The sequence below is a fragment of the Citrifermentans bemidjiense Bem genome, assembly GCF_000020725.1.
In the GTDB taxonomy this organism is placed as follows: domain Bacteria; phylum Desulfobacterota; class Desulfuromonadia; order Geobacterales; family Geobacteraceae; genus Geomonas; species Geomonas bemidjiensis.
In genome coordinates this window covers 2,773,725-2,787,968 of the sequence record NC_011146.1, presented here as the reverse complement: position 1 = coordinate 2,787,968, position 14,244 = coordinate 2,773,725, and the positions used below count along the sequence as shown (strand labels likewise).

General features: G+C 60.9%; 14 protein-coding genes. 8 read left to right on the top strand and 6 right to left on the bottom strand.

Annotation, left to right across the window (positions count from 1 at the left end; translation table 11 throughout):
* Positions 1-41: 41 nt before the first annotated feature.
* Complete coding sequence (locus GBEM_RS12035) at positions 42-1,085, bottom strand: HD domain-containing phosphohydrolase (RefSeq protein ID WP_012530839.1); 1,044 nt, start codon at positions 1,083-1,085, stop codon at positions 42-44.
* Positions 1,082-3,403, bottom strand: a complete 2,322-nt coding sequence (locus GBEM_RS12030) for a PAS domain S-box protein (protein ID WP_012530838.1) — start codon at positions 3,401-3,403, stop codon at positions 1,082-1,084. The genes GBEM_RS12035 and GBEM_RS12030 overlap by 4 nt, the downstream gene beginning before the upstream one ends.
* A gap of 264 nt (positions 3,404-3,667) precedes the next feature.
* Between GBEM_RS12030 and fliK the strand changes: the two genes are divergently transcribed.
* Positions 3,668-4,618: a flagellar hook-length control protein FliK gene (gene fliK / locus GBEM_RS12025; protein WP_012530837.1), complete on the top strand. Its 951-nt coding sequence runs from the start codon at positions 3,668-3,670 to the stop codon at positions 4,616-4,618.
* A complete protein-coding gene (locus tag GBEM_RS12020) occupies positions 4,611-4,913 on the top strand; it encodes an EscU/YscU/HrcU family type III secretion system export apparatus switch protein (RefSeq protein ID WP_012530836.1) in 303 nt (100 codons plus the stop codon). Before fliK ends, GBEM_RS12020 begins: the two co-directional genes overlap by 8 nt.
* A gap of 112 nt (positions 4,914-5,025) precedes the next feature.
* On the opposite strand, the gene purN is transcribed toward GBEM_RS12020, so the two are convergent.
* Together purN and purM are read right to left on the bottom strand one after the other, a co-directional pair.
* Positions 5,026-5,640 carry a phosphoribosylglycinamide formyltransferase gene (gene purN, locus GBEM_RS12015; RefSeq protein ID WP_012530835.1) on the bottom strand — a complete coding sequence of 205 codons (615 nt, stop codon included), beginning with the start codon at positions 5,638-5,640 and terminating at the stop codon, positions 5,026-5,028.
* 15 nt (positions 5,641-5,655) lie between these two features.
* Positions 5,656-6,702, bottom strand: a complete 1,047-nt coding sequence (purM, locus tag GBEM_RS12010; RefSeq protein WP_012530834.1) for a phosphoribosylformylglycinamidine cyclo-ligase — start codon at positions 6,700-6,702, stop codon at positions 5,656-5,658.
* Positions 6,703-6,869: 167 nt separating this feature from the next.
* Here purM and rimI point away from each other — a divergent pair, with 167 nt between their 5' ends.
* From rimI to GBEM_RS11985, 6 genes are all read left to right on the top strand, one after another.
* The gene (gene rimI, locus GBEM_RS12005; protein ID WP_264175514.1) at positions 6,870-7,295 is read left to right on the top strand and encodes a ribosomal protein S18-alanine N-acetyltransferase; all 426 of its coding nucleotides are present in this window, start codon (positions 6,870-6,872) and stop codon (positions 7,293-7,295) included.
* Positions 7,285-8,094: a dihydroorotate dehydrogenase electron transfer subunit gene (locus GBEM_RS12000; RefSeq protein ID WP_012530832.1), complete on the top strand. Its 810-nt coding sequence runs from the start codon at positions 7,285-7,287 to the stop codon at positions 8,092-8,094. Before rimI ends, GBEM_RS12000 begins: the two co-directional genes overlap by 11 nt.
* A gap of 2 nt (positions 8,095-8,096) precedes the next feature.
* On the top strand, positions 8,097-9,014 hold the full coding sequence (locus tag GBEM_RS11995; RefSeq protein WP_012530831.1) for a dihydroorotate dehydrogenase: 918 nt from the start codon (positions 8,097-8,099) through the stop codon (positions 9,012-9,014).
* Positions 9,014-10,048, top strand: a complete 1,035-nt coding sequence (locus GBEM_RS11990; protein WP_012530830.1) for a KamA family radical SAM protein — start codon at positions 9,014-9,016, stop codon at positions 10,046-10,048. Before GBEM_RS11995 ends, GBEM_RS11990 begins: the two co-directional genes overlap by 1 nt.
* Positions 10,049-10,386: 338 nt before the next feature.
* Complete coding sequence (locus GBEM_RS21480; RefSeq protein WP_012530829.1) at positions 10,387-10,542, top strand: hypothetical protein; 156 nt, start codon at positions 10,387-10,389, stop codon at positions 10,540-10,542.
* Between the two features lie 19 nt (positions 10,543-10,561).
* Positions 10,562-10,954, top strand: coding sequence for a TraR/DksA family transcriptional regulator (locus GBEM_RS11985; RefSeq protein ID WP_012530828.1), 393 nt, complete (start codon positions 10,562-10,564; stop codon positions 10,952-10,954).
* A gap of 89 nt (positions 10,955-11,043) precedes the next feature.
* Here GBEM_RS11985 and GBEM_RS11980 read toward each other — a convergent pair whose 3' ends face one another.
* Both GBEM_RS11980 and GBEM_RS11975 read right to left on the bottom strand, forming a co-directional pair.
* The gene (locus tag GBEM_RS11980; RefSeq protein ID WP_012530827.1) at positions 11,044-12,135 is read right to left on the bottom strand and encodes a dethiobiotin synthase; all 1,092 of its coding nucleotides are present in this window, start codon (positions 12,133-12,135) and stop codon (positions 11,044-11,046) included.
* A gap of 155 nt (positions 12,136-12,290) precedes the next feature.
* The gene (locus tag GBEM_RS11975) at positions 12,291-14,219 is read right to left on the bottom strand and encodes a SpoIIE family protein phosphatase (RefSeq protein ID WP_012530826.1); all 1,929 of its coding nucleotides are present in this window, start codon (positions 14,217-14,219) and stop codon (positions 12,291-12,293) included.
* Positions 14,220-14,244: the final 25 nt, after the last annotated feature.

The window sequence follows — 14,244 nt, the reverse complement described above, 5'->3', positions numbered from 1 at the left end:
CCGGCTTTTTTCGTACTGCGCTCGGTAAGAAGGGAGAGTCGTTACAGTTTCTTCCCCGCCGCGCTTTCCCACTCGTCCTTCGGAATGCTGAGGAACAGATCGACCAGCTCGGGATCGAACTGCTTGCTGCGGCAACGCGTTACTTCGTCCAGAACCGCCTCGAAGGTCAATGCCTTGCGGTAGGGCCGGTCGGAAGTCATGGCATCGAGCGTGTCCACCAGGGCGAAGATGCGCGCGCTGATCGGGATGTTTTCCCCTTCCAGGTTGCCCGGATAGCCGTTTCCGTCCCAGCGCTCGTGATGATGCAGCACCAGTTCCGCCGCCCCGGCGAAGTACCGGATGCCGGACAGTATGTCGAAGCCGATGCTGGGGTGCTGGCGCATGATCTCCCACTCCGAGTCGTCTAGCTTCGCGGGCTTCAACAGGATGTTGTCGGAGACGCCGATCTTTCCGATGTCGTGCAAAAGCGCGCCTTTGCCTATGATGATCAGCTCGTCCTCGCTGATCCCCGCGGCTTTCGCCAAAAGCCTGGCGTAGGACATGACCCGCTCGGAGTGGGATCCCACTTCCTTTTCCCTCGCGTCCAGCGCCCTGATCAGCGCCACCAGCGTGTGTTCGTAGGCGAGGTTGATCTCCCCCATCACGGTGCGGATCACCTCGGTCTGCTCGCGCACCTTCTGTTCCAGGTTCGCCTGGTATTCCTTGTTCTCCAGCACCAGCCTGCGTTTTTCCAGGGTGTTCTTCACGGTGAGGAGCACCCGGTCCAGGTTGAACGGCTTGGTGATGTAGTCCTCGGCGCCGTAATGGATGCAGGAAAGGGCGGTGTCCATGTCGTTCATCGCCGTTATCATCAGCACCGTCGTGTCGGGGGTGGCCTCCTTGATGTCCTTCAAGAGGTCGATTCCCGAGCGGCCTGGCATCATGATGTCTAAAAGCGCCAGGTCCAGCTTGTGCTTGTTGATTATCTCCAACCCCTCCTCGGCGCTTGCGGCCTGGAAGCAGGTGAAGCCTTCCTTTGACAGGGTGATGTTGATCAGTTCCCTGATCATGTCCTCGTCATCGGCTATTAAGATGTTTCCTTTCAATCGCTACCTCCTGAAATCGCTCCTGCCGTCTTTGCAGTGCCTCCGTTCAGGGTGTCCCTCACCTTTCGGATCAGGGCGTCGCTGGCAAACGGTTTGGGCAGGAACTGCATCCCTTTTTCCAATATTTTCTCGAAACCTGCCCTGTCGTCGGTGTGCCCGGACGTGAACAGCACCTTCAATCCCGGTTTTTTGGAGAGCAACAGCTCAGCCAGGGCAGGGCCGCTCATGAACGGCATTACCACGTCGGTGAGGAGCATGTCAATCTCAGTGGCGTGCTTCTCGAAAAGGGTGATCCCCTGGTCCGGGTCCGTGGCTTCATAGACGGTGAAACCACGCATGCGCAAGGTGTGCACCACCAGGTTGAGCACCCCCGGTTCGTCCTCCACGACGAGTATGACGTGGGAGGAATCTATCTCTTCGTCGACCGGCGGCGCAGGCGGCGCGGGGGCGGGCTCCGAGGCGCGGGGGAGATAGATGTTGAAGCAGGCTCCCTGTCCCGGTTCGCTGACCACCTCGATGTAACCTCCGCTTTGCTTCACGATGCCGTACACGGTGGCGAGACCCAAGCCCGTGCCGCGACCCATCTCCTTCGTGGTGAAGAAGGGTTCGAAGAGGCGCTGCTTTACCTCCTCGGTCATCCCTTGCCCCTGGTCCGCCACGCTCAGCCTGACGTAGCTTCCGGGAACCGACCCGGGGTGCAGGTGTGAGAAATTCTGGTCCAGGTCGACCTTCTCCGTGGCCATGGTGATCACCCCGCCGGTCTCCGAGGCGTCGCGGGCGTTGACGATCAGGTTCATGACGATCTGTTCCATCTGCCCCGGGTCCATCCTGATGAAGCCGGCGTCCTCGGAGAGGGTGGTGACGAGCCCGATATGCTCCCCGATCAGCCGTTCCAGCATCTTCTGTACCGCTCTCACCTGCTTGTTGATGTCCAGCACCCTCGGCTCCATGATCTGCCTTCTGCTGAAGCTCAACAGCTGCCTGGTAAGATCTGCGGCACGCTCGCCGGCACGCAGGATCTGCTCCGCTTCCTTGTGCGTGGGCGAACCCTTGTCGAGGGATCTCACCAGGAGCGTCGAATAACCGTTGATGACGGTGAGGAGGTTGTTGAAGTCGTGGGCGATGCCGCCTGCCAGCTGGCCTATGGCCTCCATCTTTTGTACCTGCCTCAGCTGGTCGATGGCAAGCTTTCTCTCGGTTACGTCCTCCTTGACCCCGACGAAATGGGTGATCTGCCCCTCGGCGTTCTTGATGGCGGAGATATGCCCGTTTTCCCAGAATAGCTCCCCGTTCTTTTTCTTGTTGTGCAGCTCGCCGTGCCACTCCCGGCCAGAGGTTACTGTAGACCAGAGCTCCTCGTACACCTTGGCGTCGGTCATCCCGGATTTCAGGATGCTCGGGTTTTTCCCGATCAGTTCCTCCTCGGCGTAGCCGGTCACCTCGATGAACTTCGGGTTCACGTACTCGATCCTGCCGAAGAGATCTGTTATCACCACCGATACCGGGCTTTGCTCGACGGCGCGCCACAGCTTGCTCAGTTCCGCTTCGGCGCGTTTGCGCTCGGTTATGTCGAGCAGGGTCCCTATGATGGCAGCGCTGCCGTTTACCCTGGTCCGGGTGCCGTTCACCTCGAGATCGATCAGGGACCCGTCGCGGCGCTTGCCTCGGAAGAAGAAGTGCAGACTGTCGCTTTCCTCCATGAGGGGGCGCAGAAACCGGGTCATCACCCTGATCTGATCTTCCGGCGCCACCAGTTCCAGCAGAGATCTCGATTCGATCAGCTGTTGCGGCTCGTAGGCGAAGATCTCGCCGAACTTGGGGTTCACGTAGATGAAGACGTCGTCCTGCAGCATGAATATGCCGACCAGGGACTGCTCCACCAGGCTGTGGAAGCGCGCCTCCGTCGCCGAGAGGGCCTCCTCGGCCATTCTCCTCTCGCGGCGCACCACGGCGTCGTTCAATTCCCGCTTGATCGCGGGGATCAGCCTGGAGAGCCTGTCCTTCAGCAAGTAGTCATGTGCGCCGGCTCGCATCGCCTCTACGGCGGCGTCCTCTCCCATCTGCCCGGAGACCATGATGAAAGGGAGGTCCATTCCCCGGTCGTGAAGAAGCTTGAGCGCCGCGAGCCCGCTGAACTTGGGCATGACGTAGTCCGAGATGACGATGTGCCATCCCCCCTTGTCCAGTGCCGCCTCCATTTCGTCAGGGGTCTCGACGCGCTCGTAGCTAATAGAGAACTCTCCCTGCAGTTGACGCACGATGAGTGCGGCATCTTCGGGGGAATCGTCCACGATCAGGATACGCAGTGCGTGTTTCATCAATGGGCCTGCCTCTGAAGTACAGGTTGAAAATTGCGCTTTTCTTTCTTATCGGCGGCGGTTCCGGATATGTTTAGCGGCTTCACTGAAAAAAATAGCGATGCTGTACGGCGCAGCAGGGGATTTCTGTACTACTAATTGCCCGCAGAGTGTGCTATGAATCGAGCAGCCGCCATCTTCATGAACTTTTAAGCCCTCCCTGAATGGCTGGCTCCTTTTACCGTACAGCCGAAATAGCGCTTTCCTGCACCACAGGATTCGGACATGTTCATCAACGACGAAAGCCAGAAGCAGGTTCTTCCCATCCTCGCCAAGACCGCGGTCACCCCCGTTGTGGAGGTACAGCAGCGCGCGAGTCAACTGCTGCAGCTGAACCCCGGGCAGCAGGTGAAGGCCGAGATCATCTCCAACCTTCCTAACAGCCTCTACCTTGCGCGCGTGGCGGGCGAACTGTACCACCTTGAGATACCCCTGAACGTGGCGCCCGGCGAGACCTTGGAGCTTACCTTTCTCACCGCCGATCCGCGCATCACCTTCCAGGTGATGCGGCCGGAGGTAGGGGAGTCGGTGAAGCTTAGCTCGATGGGGAAGTGGCTGGCAGACGTGGTGAAGAACGCACCTTCGCTGCAAGCTCCCCAGGAGCCTCTACTGGAATCCCCGGAGCAGGCCTCTGCCCAACTGGCGGGCAAGCTGAAGAGCGCGCTCACCCAGTCCGGCCTTTTCTACGAGTCCCACCTGGCCCAATGGGCCGGCGGTGCGCTGCAGTTGAAAGAGCTTTTGAAAGAGCCGCAGGGGAAGCTTTCCCGTGCCGCTGCCGAGGTGGAGGGAGATGAGGGGGGAGGGAAGGAGAGCTCTGCTGCCGGTTTCGCCGACAGCCGCACGCTGCCGCTGATAAAAGAGCAACTGCTGCTTTTGAACTCCGGGGTGCTGGCCTGGCGCGGAGAGGCCTGGCCCGGCCAGGAGATGGAACTCGCCATCCGCGAGGGGGACGACGAGAAGTGGGAGCAGGGGGTCGAGGCTACGGTGTCACTCGAACTGCCGCGGCTGGGGGGGGTGGAGGCGACGCTGCGCTTCTCGGCCGAAGGGATCTCCATCGACTGCGTCTGCAGCAACCCCGGCGCCTCCGACCTGATGCGAAACCAGAGCGCGGAACTGCGGACGAGGCTTTCCTCGTGCGGGCTGCACCTGACCAGATTGGCGGCTAAAGATGGCTAAGCGTCCCAGCGAAATGAAGCGCGCGGTGGCCATGGCCTACAGCGGCGAAGACGGCGCCCCAAGGGTGGTGGCAAAGGGAAGCGGCGTCACCGCCGAAGCGATCGTCTCGCTGGCGCAGGAGCACGGCGTCTACGTGCACCAGTCGCCCGAGCTGGTGAGCCTCTTGATGCAGGTCGATCTGGACAGCGAGATTCCCCCCGAGTTGTACCAGGCGGTGGCCGAGCTCCTCGCCTGGCTCTACTCGCTGGACCAGGAACTCGCTGAGCGCTACAGTGGCGGCTCCGCCAGCAGGTAATCGGCGTCGGCCCCGGTGACGGCTTAGGGAAAACAATCAACAGGTTTAAGGCATAAAAAAATCCCCCTCGGCTACCGAAGGGGATTTTGTTTTAGGCGAAGTTGTCGGGGAATCAGGCGCCGACGCTGACTACGCGACCGCTGACCTCTAGGAGCCCCTCGGTGAAGAGCCGGATCGCCTCAGGATAGAGGCGGTGCTCTTCCTTCTGAATCCGTGCCGAGAGGGTCTGCTCGGTGTCGCTTGGAAGGACCGGCACCGCGGCCTGCATTATGATCGGGCCCGTGTCGGTGCCCGGGTCGACGAAATGGACGGTGCAGCCGGCGACCTTGGCGCCGTAATCGAGCGCCTGGCGCTGGGCGTGCAGCCCGGGAAAGGCAGGGAGCAGGGCCGGATGGATGTTCATCACCGCCATCGGGAAGGCCTCGAGTAGCACCGGCGTGATGATGCGCATGAAGCCTGCCAGCGCCACCAGCTCGACGTCGAATTCGCGCAGCGTCGCCACCAGGGCCTCGTCGTAGGACTCCCTGCCGGAGTAGGCGCGGTGATCCAGGTGCAGCGCGGGGATGCCGGCCTTGCGCGCCCGCTCCAGGCCGAAGGCGTCCGCCTTGTTGCTGATCACGCAGGCGACCCTGCCCTTGATCCTGCCGGCGGCGCAGGCGTCCATGATCGACTGCAGGTTGCTGCCGCTGCCGGAGATCAGTACCCCTATGTTGAGAGTTCTTTCCATATCTGACGCTTTACCCTAGACGAGGTCCACGCACTCCTTGCCGGCGTCGCACTTAGCCACTTCGCCGATGACGAACGCGGTCTCGTTTAGCCCGGAGAGCCTGATCATGATTTCTTCGGACTCTTTCTCGGGAACGACCAGCACCATGCCGATGCCGCAGTTGAAGGTCCTGAACATCTCGTTTTCCTCGATGTTGCCGGCCTTCTGCATGATCCGGAATATCTCGGGGACGTCCCAGCTGTCCTTCTTGATGACGGCCTTGCAGCCGTTGGGGAGCACGCGGGGGATGTTCTCCAGGAGACCGCCGCCGGTGATGTGTGCCAGGCCCGAGACGTTGAAGTCGCGCAGAAGGTTCATCACGCTGCGCACGTAGATGCGGGTCGGAGTGAGAAGTTCCTCGGCGACGGTTTTCCCAAGGCCGGGGAGTTGATCGTCGATGCCGAGCCCCATGTGCTCCAGGATGACCTTCCTGGCCAGGGAGTAGCCGTTGCTGTGCAGCCCGGAGGAGGCCAGCCCGATCAGGCGGTTGCCGACGGTGATGGAGGAGCCGTCGATGATTTTTTCGCGCTCCACCACGCCCACGGCAAAGCCGGCCATGTCGTACTCGTCGCCGGTGTAGAAGCCGGGCATCTCGGCGGTTTCGCCGCCGATCAGGGCGCACCCCGCCTGCACGCAACCCTCGGACACACCTTTGATGATGGAGGCGGCCTTGGCCGGGTCGAGCTTCGCGGTAGCAAGATAATCGAGGAAGAAGAGCGGCTCGGCTCCCTGCACGATGATGTCGTTCACGCACATGGCGACGAGGTCGATGCCGATGGTGTCATGGCGGTCGGCGAGGAAGGCGAGCTTCAGTTTGGTCCCGACCCCGTCCGTGCCGGAGACAAGCACCGGGTGCTTGTACTTGCCCATGTTGAGGGAAAACAACCCCCCGAAGCCGCCGATGTCTGCCAGCACTTCCGGACGAGAAGTCGCCTTGACCAGCGGCTTGATCATCTGCACGAAAGTGTTGCCTGCATCTATGTCTACACCTGCGTCTTTATAGGTAATCTTAGTCTCTTTCAAGGGAGAACCTCCGATAAAGTAAAGACGAAATCTAAACCATATACCTCGAAAAGTCAAAGCGAAAAAATTGTTTACTTCGCCTTGGCGTTTGCTTATGATGCCTTGCTGTGCCTGATCTCAGGGAGAAAATAACGCTCAGTCCAATGCGTTGCGATGAGCTCAAAGCGGTGCTCGAAATAGAGTCCGCATCGTTTTCGAGACCGTGGACCGAGCAGCACTTCCAGTACGAAATCGACTCGCCTTTCGGCCATCCAATGGTGGCCCTCGCCGATAACGGAACCCTCACTGGCTACCTCTGTCTCAAGCTTGTCCTGGACGAGGCCGAGATACTCGACGTCGCCGTCGGGAACTCTCATAGGGGGAAGGGGATCGGGAGACTCCTGGTGCAATGGGCGCTCGATTTCAGCCGCGAGCACGGGGCATCTGTATTGTTTCTGGAGGTGCGCGCCGGAAACGCGGAAGCCATCGCGCTCTACCGATCCTTCGGGTTCAGGGAATCGGGGCGCCGCAAGAACTATTACGACAATGGCGAAGACGCCATCTTGATGGAGATGCCGGTCTGCCGGCAGTCAGAGGAGAATCATGCAGTTTAAATCGATGGTAGTGTCGAACGTAGAGCTGTCGCCGAACTACTTCCGGATGAGGATGACCGCTCCGCAGGAATTGCTCGCTTCGGCGCCGGGGCAGTTTCTCATGCTCAAGGTGACCGATGCCATAGACCCGCTGCTCAGGCGCCCCTTCGGGCTTTTCGACGTCGGGACCTTCACCGCCGAGTACGCCGGGTGCGGCACGCAGGCGTACTGCGAGATCCTGTACAAGGTGGTGGGGAAGGGGACCAAGCTCCTCTCCGCGTTGCACCACGGCGACGTGGTGGACCTTTTGGCGCCCTTGGGCCGAGGGTTCGACCTGGGTCCCGCTGGCGAGGAAAAGGTGCTGGTAGGCGGCGGCGTAGGCCTTGCCCCCCTTTACTACCTCGCCAAGGCGCTGGTGGCGCGAGGCGAGAAGGTGCGCCTTTTCGCCGGCGGCAGGAACCGCGACGACATCCTCTGCATCACCGAGTTCGAGAGGCTCGGAGTCGAGACCTACGTGGCGACCGACGACGGCACTCTGGGCGAGAGCGGCTTCGTGACCCAGGTGCTGGAGAGGCACCTGAATAAAGGGATGCGCATCTTCGCCTGCGGCCCGACCCCGATGCTCGGCGCCGTCGCCAAGATGGCGGCTTTGCACGAGGTCCCCTGCCAGGTCTCGATGGAGGCGTACATGGCCTGCGGCGTGGGCGCCTGCCTTGGCTGCGTAATGAAGGGGGCCAACCACACCGAGGATACCCCCGACTACCGCTGTGTCTGCAAGGACGGCCCCGTCTTCGACAGCTTCGAACTGCAATGGAGTTAAACATGCAAAGACCTGACATGTCCGTGGCTGTCGCCGGGATCAAGATGCGCAACCCCGTGATGACCGCATCCGGCACCTTCGGATACGGCGCCGAGTTCGCCGACTACCTCGACCTTGAGTGCATCGGGGCGATGATCAGCAAGGGGCTGTCGCTGAAGCCCAAGGCCGGCAACCCCACCCCCCGCATCGTGGAAACCCCGGGCGGGATGCTGAACGCCATCGGCCTGCAAAACGTCGGCATCGACGCCTTCATCGAGCAGAAACTCCCGTATCTCAAGAACGTGAACACCCCGGTGATCGTGAACCTCTACGGCAACACGCTGGAAGAGTACGGCGAGGTCGCGGCCAGGCTGGATGGGCTTTCCGGCGTCGCCGGCATCGAGGTGAACATCTCCTGCCCCAACGTGAAGCAGGGGGGAATCGTTTTCGGCACCGACCCCGGCGCCGCGCAGGAGGTGGTGCGCCTGGTGAAGAAAAACACCACCAAGCCGATGATCGTAAAGCTCTCCCCCAACGTCACCGACGTGGTGCTGATGGCCAAGGCGTGTGCCGACGCCGGAGCGGACGCCCTCTCGCTGATCAACACCCTCACCGGGATGGCGATCGACCTGGAGCGCCGCCGCCCGGTGCTGGCCAACGTCACCGGCGGGCTCTCCGGCCCGGCGATCAAGCCGGTAGCGCTCCGGATGGTCTGGCAGGTGGCCAAGGCGGTTAAGCTGCCGCTGATCGGCATCGGCGGCATCATGAACGGCCGCGACGCCCTGGAGTTCATGCTGGCGGGGGCGACTGCGGTGCAGGTCGGCACCGCAAGCTTCCTCGACCCCTCCGCGGCTCAGCGGATCGCCCGGGAGATGGAGCAGTACCTGGTTGACCACAAGATAGAATCTGTCTCCTCGCTGATCGGTGCCCTAGAGCTCTGATGGAAGCGTGGGAGAAAAGCCTGAAAAACTGCATCACCAGCCCGGAGGAGCTTTCCGGGCTTTTTCGTCTGCAGGGGGGCGCGTTTTCGCCGGTGGTCGAGCGCTACCCCATGCGGATCACGCCCTACTACCTCGGACTGATCGAGGAGCCGGGCGATCCCATCTGGCGCCAGTGCGTCCCCGACCCTGCAGAGCTTGACGACCTGACCCAGTCCCCCGATCCCCTGGACGAGGAGCGGCTTTCCCCGGTCCCCGGGTTGATCCACCGCTACCCGGACCGGGTCGTCTGGATCGTCTCCTCTGCCTGCGCCGTCTACTGCCGCTTCTGCATGAGGAAAAGAGGGGTGGGGTGCGCCAGCATGGCGCCGGCCAAGGTTGACGACGCCATCGCTTACATTGCCGGCGACCCGCGGATCCGCGACGTCGTCCTCTCCGGCGGCGATCCGCTGCTCTTGCCGGATGACCGTCTCGCCGCGATACTCTCAGCGCTTTCCCGCATACCGCACGTCGAGATCGTGAGGATCGGGACGCGGGCCCCGGTGACCCTTCCGGAAAGGATCACCCCCGGGCTCACGCGCCTTTTGAAGCGCAGCCATCCTGTCTACGTCAACACCCACTTCAACCATCCCCGGGAGATAACCCCGCAATCGGCCAAGGCCTGTGCCAGGCTCGCCGATGCCGGGGTGCAGCTGGGGAACCAGACCGTGCTCCTCAAGGGGGTGAACGACGACCCCCAGACGATGCTGAGCCTGATGCGGCGTCTGCTCGCCATCCGGGTGCGTCCTTACTACATACATCAAATGGACCTGGTACAGGGGACCGCCCACTTCAGGACCCGCGTGGGGCAGGGGATCTCCGTGATGCAGGCGCTGCGCGGCCACACCTCCGGGCTTGCCGTTCCGCATTACGTCATCGACCTCCCTGGCGGCAAAGGAAAGGTCGATGTCCTTTCCGGTCGCCCTGGCAGTGGCGGCCGGACTCTGCTTTTCACCAACTACCTGGGAGAAGAGATCGAGTACCCAGAACCGGATTAACTGTTACTGCCGCGTCCGTTTTCCTTTCCATATTTGCAAACACGCAGGATCTTACTCCGAATATTAGCAAATCTCCCCCCAACGCTGAAGTAGTCGCTGCCTTAGTCGCGAACCTTTTCTATCTCCCTTGTTCAGTACTGATGACCGCTCTATGAGAGCCTTCTTGTGCCCACCCTCCGACTGTCTATGCCGTTAAGGGTGCAGGTTCATCGATGCGTCTGCACTTTTCGCAGCGGCTTATGCGGCAACGGAGACAGTTTTTTTGCAGCGGGGGCTTGCATCCGTTTTTAGGGTATACTATGGGCTGTTTTGACGCCGGAGCTGCAAAAGGAGGAGCCATGAGAAGAGTGAGCCTGGAAGAACAAATCCTCAAGGATCAGCCTGTGATCAAAGACAAAAAAGAAATCTGTGCCCTGTGCGGATCGCCGCTGGAACAGGACAAGGAAAGCGGAGAATTGCGCTGCCCTGTCTGCGACACCGAAGATGCGCCCTGACCGATCGAGGAGGTACGAGATGCCGGATAAACTGCAAGGGGACGAACTGGAATTCAGGAACCTTTTGGCCGAACAAAAGCGCAGGCTGTGGGCGGAGCTGAGGGACGAGATCTTTTCCCAGACCGGCAGCGATCTCGCCACGCAATACGACATCCCGCAGGACCTGGGGGAGAAGAGCATCCTCGACATGCTTTCCGATGCAGGGCTGGCCATAGCGGACATACGGCGCAACCAGCTGACCGCGCTGGAAGAGGCGCAAAGAAGGGTGGAGCAGGGGACCTACGGCAAGTGCGAGAACTGCGGGGAAATAATCGACATCCAGAGGCTGCGGTTGATGCCTTTCGCCGCCTACTGCGTCTCCTGCCAGAAAGAAAAGGAAGGCCCGGGCAAGCCGCCGGGAACTACGCTTTGAAGCAGGGGCTAGGGGGCGAGAATCAGGGGCTAGGGGCTAGGGGACAGGTTTTAACGTTGAACGTCGAACGTTGAACCGCCTTACATGCCTTACAGCAGCGCGTCTATTGCTTCGAAATCCATGCCCTTTTCGGCGTTGGCCATAATCCAGTTCAGCTTCTCCTGGTCCTCGAAGGTGATCTTGGCAACGTCGTCGGAAAGAGCGGTGAACACCTCGGCGGTGGTTTCTTCCACCCTGATGTAGGGGATGCCGGAATCGTTGAGGATCTGCTGGCTGATGTCGGAAACGGCGCAGTGCCCGGATACTACGAGGCCGGCGATCTTCTCTCTGTAGGAGGGGATGTGGTACAGGGAGGATAGGGTAACGATCAGCTCGTCTCTGGAGCTCGTGACTATCATCAAGGTCGAGTCAAGCAGTCCGTCGATCACACGTTGCGAAGAAGCCGCTCCCAACTGGATGTTGTGGATGATGCGGCTTTTTTCTTTGATGTCGCCGTGCAGCGGCAGGTCGAACAACTTCGAGATGTGGCTTAGCGTCGGGTTGGCCAGGATGGGGGAGTAGTTGAAACCGTCGGTCACCTTGACGTTGATAGGTTCAAAGGCTTGTTTGAGGTACTTGTTGGTGAGTTCCTTCTTCCCGGGAAGCATCTTGTTGACGATGATCCCCCGCACATCGGCCCCTTCGCGCTGGTACAGCGCCAGGTTCAAATGCACCGCATCGATCACCTTGCCGATGCCGCTTTCGGTGACGATCATGACCGGAGCGTCGATCAGCTTGGCCACTTTAGCGTTGCTCAGCCCGATCACCGAGCCGACCCCGCCGTGCCCCGCTCCCTCGATGATGAGGAAGTCGTATTTCTCCTCCAACTCCCGCACCGCCTCCACCACGCAATCGGCCAGCGACAGGTCGTCGAGTTTGCCGCTCAGGTAATCCTTGGTGAAATCCCGGTGCAGCGCCACAGGAGACATGAGGGCGATGTCGTCTTCCATGCCGAATGCTTTCGCCATCAGCAGAGCGTCCATGTCCACCATGAAGTCGTCATAAAGGAGCACTTTGGGCCCGAAAGGCTTTACAAAGCCGACTCGACGGTACTTTTTCCTGGCCTGGTGCATGAGCGAGATGCTGATGGTCGTCTTGCCACAGTTTTGCCCGGTCGCCGCAACGAAGATCTTTTTCGCCATGCCATACCCCTCGTTTAAATGCCGATCCACAACTCATAATCCCTCCTGCGCGCGAGCGCAGTGGGAGGAACGGGAAATGCCGCGCTGGGCGGCCATGTCCTGTGCAGGTGGCGTATGTTTACACAACGCACCGGGGGACGTCAAGTAAAGTCATCCTAAGAATGGGGGGTTACGGTGCCGAACTTGAGAAGAAGCATCGAGATGTCGTCGTTGAAGGTATCGCAGCCGGTGAAGGCCCTGACTGATTCCATGACTGCGGCGATCACTCCCGCTGCCGGTTTACTGTGCTCGCGCGCCACTACCTGCCGCAATCTATCCATGCCGAAGAACTCGCCTTCCGGGCTTTCGGCCTCGGTGATACCGTCGGTGAACAGCAGCAACAGGTCTCCGTCCTGGACCTGGAGCGAGGGCTCCTGGAAGGCGACCTGCCTGTGTACCCCCAGGATGAGCCCTTCGGCGTCCAGCTCGAAGAACCGGTCGGTTTGATGCCGGTAGAGCAGGGGAGGAGGATGGCCGGCGTTGGTGTAGCGGAGTGTCCCGGTGGGTATGTGGTAACTCAGATACGACATGGTGATGAAGAGTTCGGCCCGGCTCAGGTCCTCGTGCAGCAGTTCGTTCAGGGCCGACACGATCTGGGCCGGCCCCTTCAAGGTCGCAAGCTGCGCGCGCAGAACGCTGCGGGTTTCGACCATGATCAGCGCGGCTCCGACGCTGTGGCCGGAGACGTCGGCGATGACGAGGTCGAGTTCTTCTCCGTGCGGGAGGATGTCGTAGTAGTCGCCGCCGATGTCGTTGGCGGGGAAGCAGCTCCCGGCGCAGTCGATGCCCGGGAGGCAGGGGGGGGCGACCGGAAGCAAAGAACTCTGGATCTGCTTCGCAATCTCCATTTCCTTCAGCATGCTGGCGTTTTGCATCAGCGCCTGCTCGGCCTGCTTGCGCTCGGTGATGTCCTGCTTGATGCAGATGAAGTGGATGATGTGCCCGTCTTCGTCCAGGACCGGCGTGATGGTCTGCTCCTCGGGGTAGAGGGTGCCGTCCTTGCGCCGGTTGATCATCTCTCCGTGCCAGACCTCGCCGGCGCTGATGGTTTCCCTGAGGCCTCTGTAAAACTCCGAATTGTGCCGCTCCGATTTCAGAAAACTCAGATCGCGACCGAGGGCCTCCTCGCGGCTGTACCCGGTCATCCTGGTGAAGGCCTGGTTTACCGAGATGATGACCCCGCTGCTGTCGGTGATGACTATGGCGTTGGCCGCCGCCTCCAGCGCCGCGCTTTGCAGCTGCAGCGACTCTTCGGCGCGTTTTCGCTCCGAGATGTCCGAGATGAGGCCGTCGTAGGCGATCAGTTCGCCCTGTTCGCTGTAGCGTGGGACTATGGTGTTGATGACCCAGCGCAGGGAGCCGTCCTTGTGCCGTATCCGGTGCTCCAGCGAGGGGATGTCTATTCCGGCCCGCAGGTCCTCGGTGAGGCTCGTCACCGCGCCCCGGTCCTCCTCGTAGATCATCTGGTACCACAAAAACGGGTTGTCGACGTACTCCTCGTGGCTGTAGCCGGTCACCGAGAGGCATCCGGGGCCATGCGAGGTCTTCACCACGCCCCCTTTCTGAATAGTTACGGTGTAGATATAGTCGGTGACCGCCGACACCAGCCGCTTGTAGCGCCGCTCGCTTCTCACCAGCGCCGACTCGGCCTCGCGCCGCTTGCGCCTAACCTCGGCCTCCTGCATCTCCCGCTCGATGGCAGGGATAAGGCGCGAGGTGTTTCCCTTGATCAGATAATCGTTCGCCCCCTCCTTCATGGCCTTTACGGCATCTTCCTCGCCGATTTTTCCGGAAACGATGATGAAGGGAAGGTCCAGCCCCGAGGCCCGCACCAGCTTCAGCGCGTCTAGCCCCGAGAATCCGGGAAGGACGTAGTCGGAGATGACTAGGTCCCAGGTGTCCTCCTTGAGCGCATGGCGCAACGAGTCGGAGTTCTCCACGCGCTTGGTCACCGGAGCATAGTTGCCGCGACGCAGCTCGAAGACAAGCAACAGTGCGTCGTCCTCCGAGTCTTCCACTATCAGCACGCGAAGCGGTTTTCCCATGAATGCACCTAGTACTGGATCAGGT

Excerpts from the sequence above, each read along its gene's own strand:
- GBEM_RS12030 (WP_012530838.1), bottom strand. The coding sequence starts at position 3,403 with ATGAAACACGCACTGCGTATCCTGATCGTGGACGATTCCCCCGAAGAT.
- GBEM_RS12000 (WP_012530832.1), top strand. The coding sequence starts at position 7,285 with ATGCAGTTTAAATCGATGGTAGTGTCGAACGTAGAGCTGTCGCCGAAC.
- purN (WP_012530835.1), bottom strand. The coding sequence starts at position 5,640 with ATGGAAAGAACTCTCAACATAGGGGTACTGATCTCCGGCAGCGGCAGC.
- GBEM_RS12020 (WP_012530836.1), top strand. The coding sequence starts at position 4,611 with ATGGCTAAGCGTCCCAGCGAAATGAAGCGCGCGGTGGCCATGGCCTAC.
- GBEM_RS21480 (WP_012530829.1), top strand. The coding sequence starts at position 10,387 with ATGAGAAGAGTGAGCCTGGAAGAACAAATCCTCAAGGATCAGCCTGTG.
- GBEM_RS11980 (WP_012530827.1), bottom strand. The coding sequence starts at position 12,135 with ATGGCGAAAAAGATCTTCGTTGCGGCGACCGGGCAAAACTGTGGCAAG.
- GBEM_RS11995 (WP_012530831.1), top strand. The coding sequence starts at position 8,097 with ATGCAAAGACCTGACATGTCCGTGGCTGTCGCCGGGATCAAGATGCGC.
- GBEM_RS11985 (WP_012530828.1), top strand. The coding sequence starts at position 10,562 with ATGCCGGATAAACTGCAAGGGGACGAACTGGAATTCAGGAACCTTTTG.
- fliK (WP_012530837.1), top strand. The coding sequence starts at position 3,668 with ATGTTCATCAACGACGAAAGCCAGAAGCAGGTTCTTCCCATCCTCGCC.
- GBEM_RS11975 (WP_012530826.1), bottom strand. The coding sequence starts at position 14,219 with ATGGGAAAACCGCTTCGCGTGCTGATAGTGGAAGACTCGGAGGACGAC.
- GBEM_RS11990 (WP_012530830.1), top strand. The coding sequence starts at position 9,014 with ATGGAAGCGTGGGAGAAAAGCCTGAAAAACTGCATCACCAGCCCGGAG.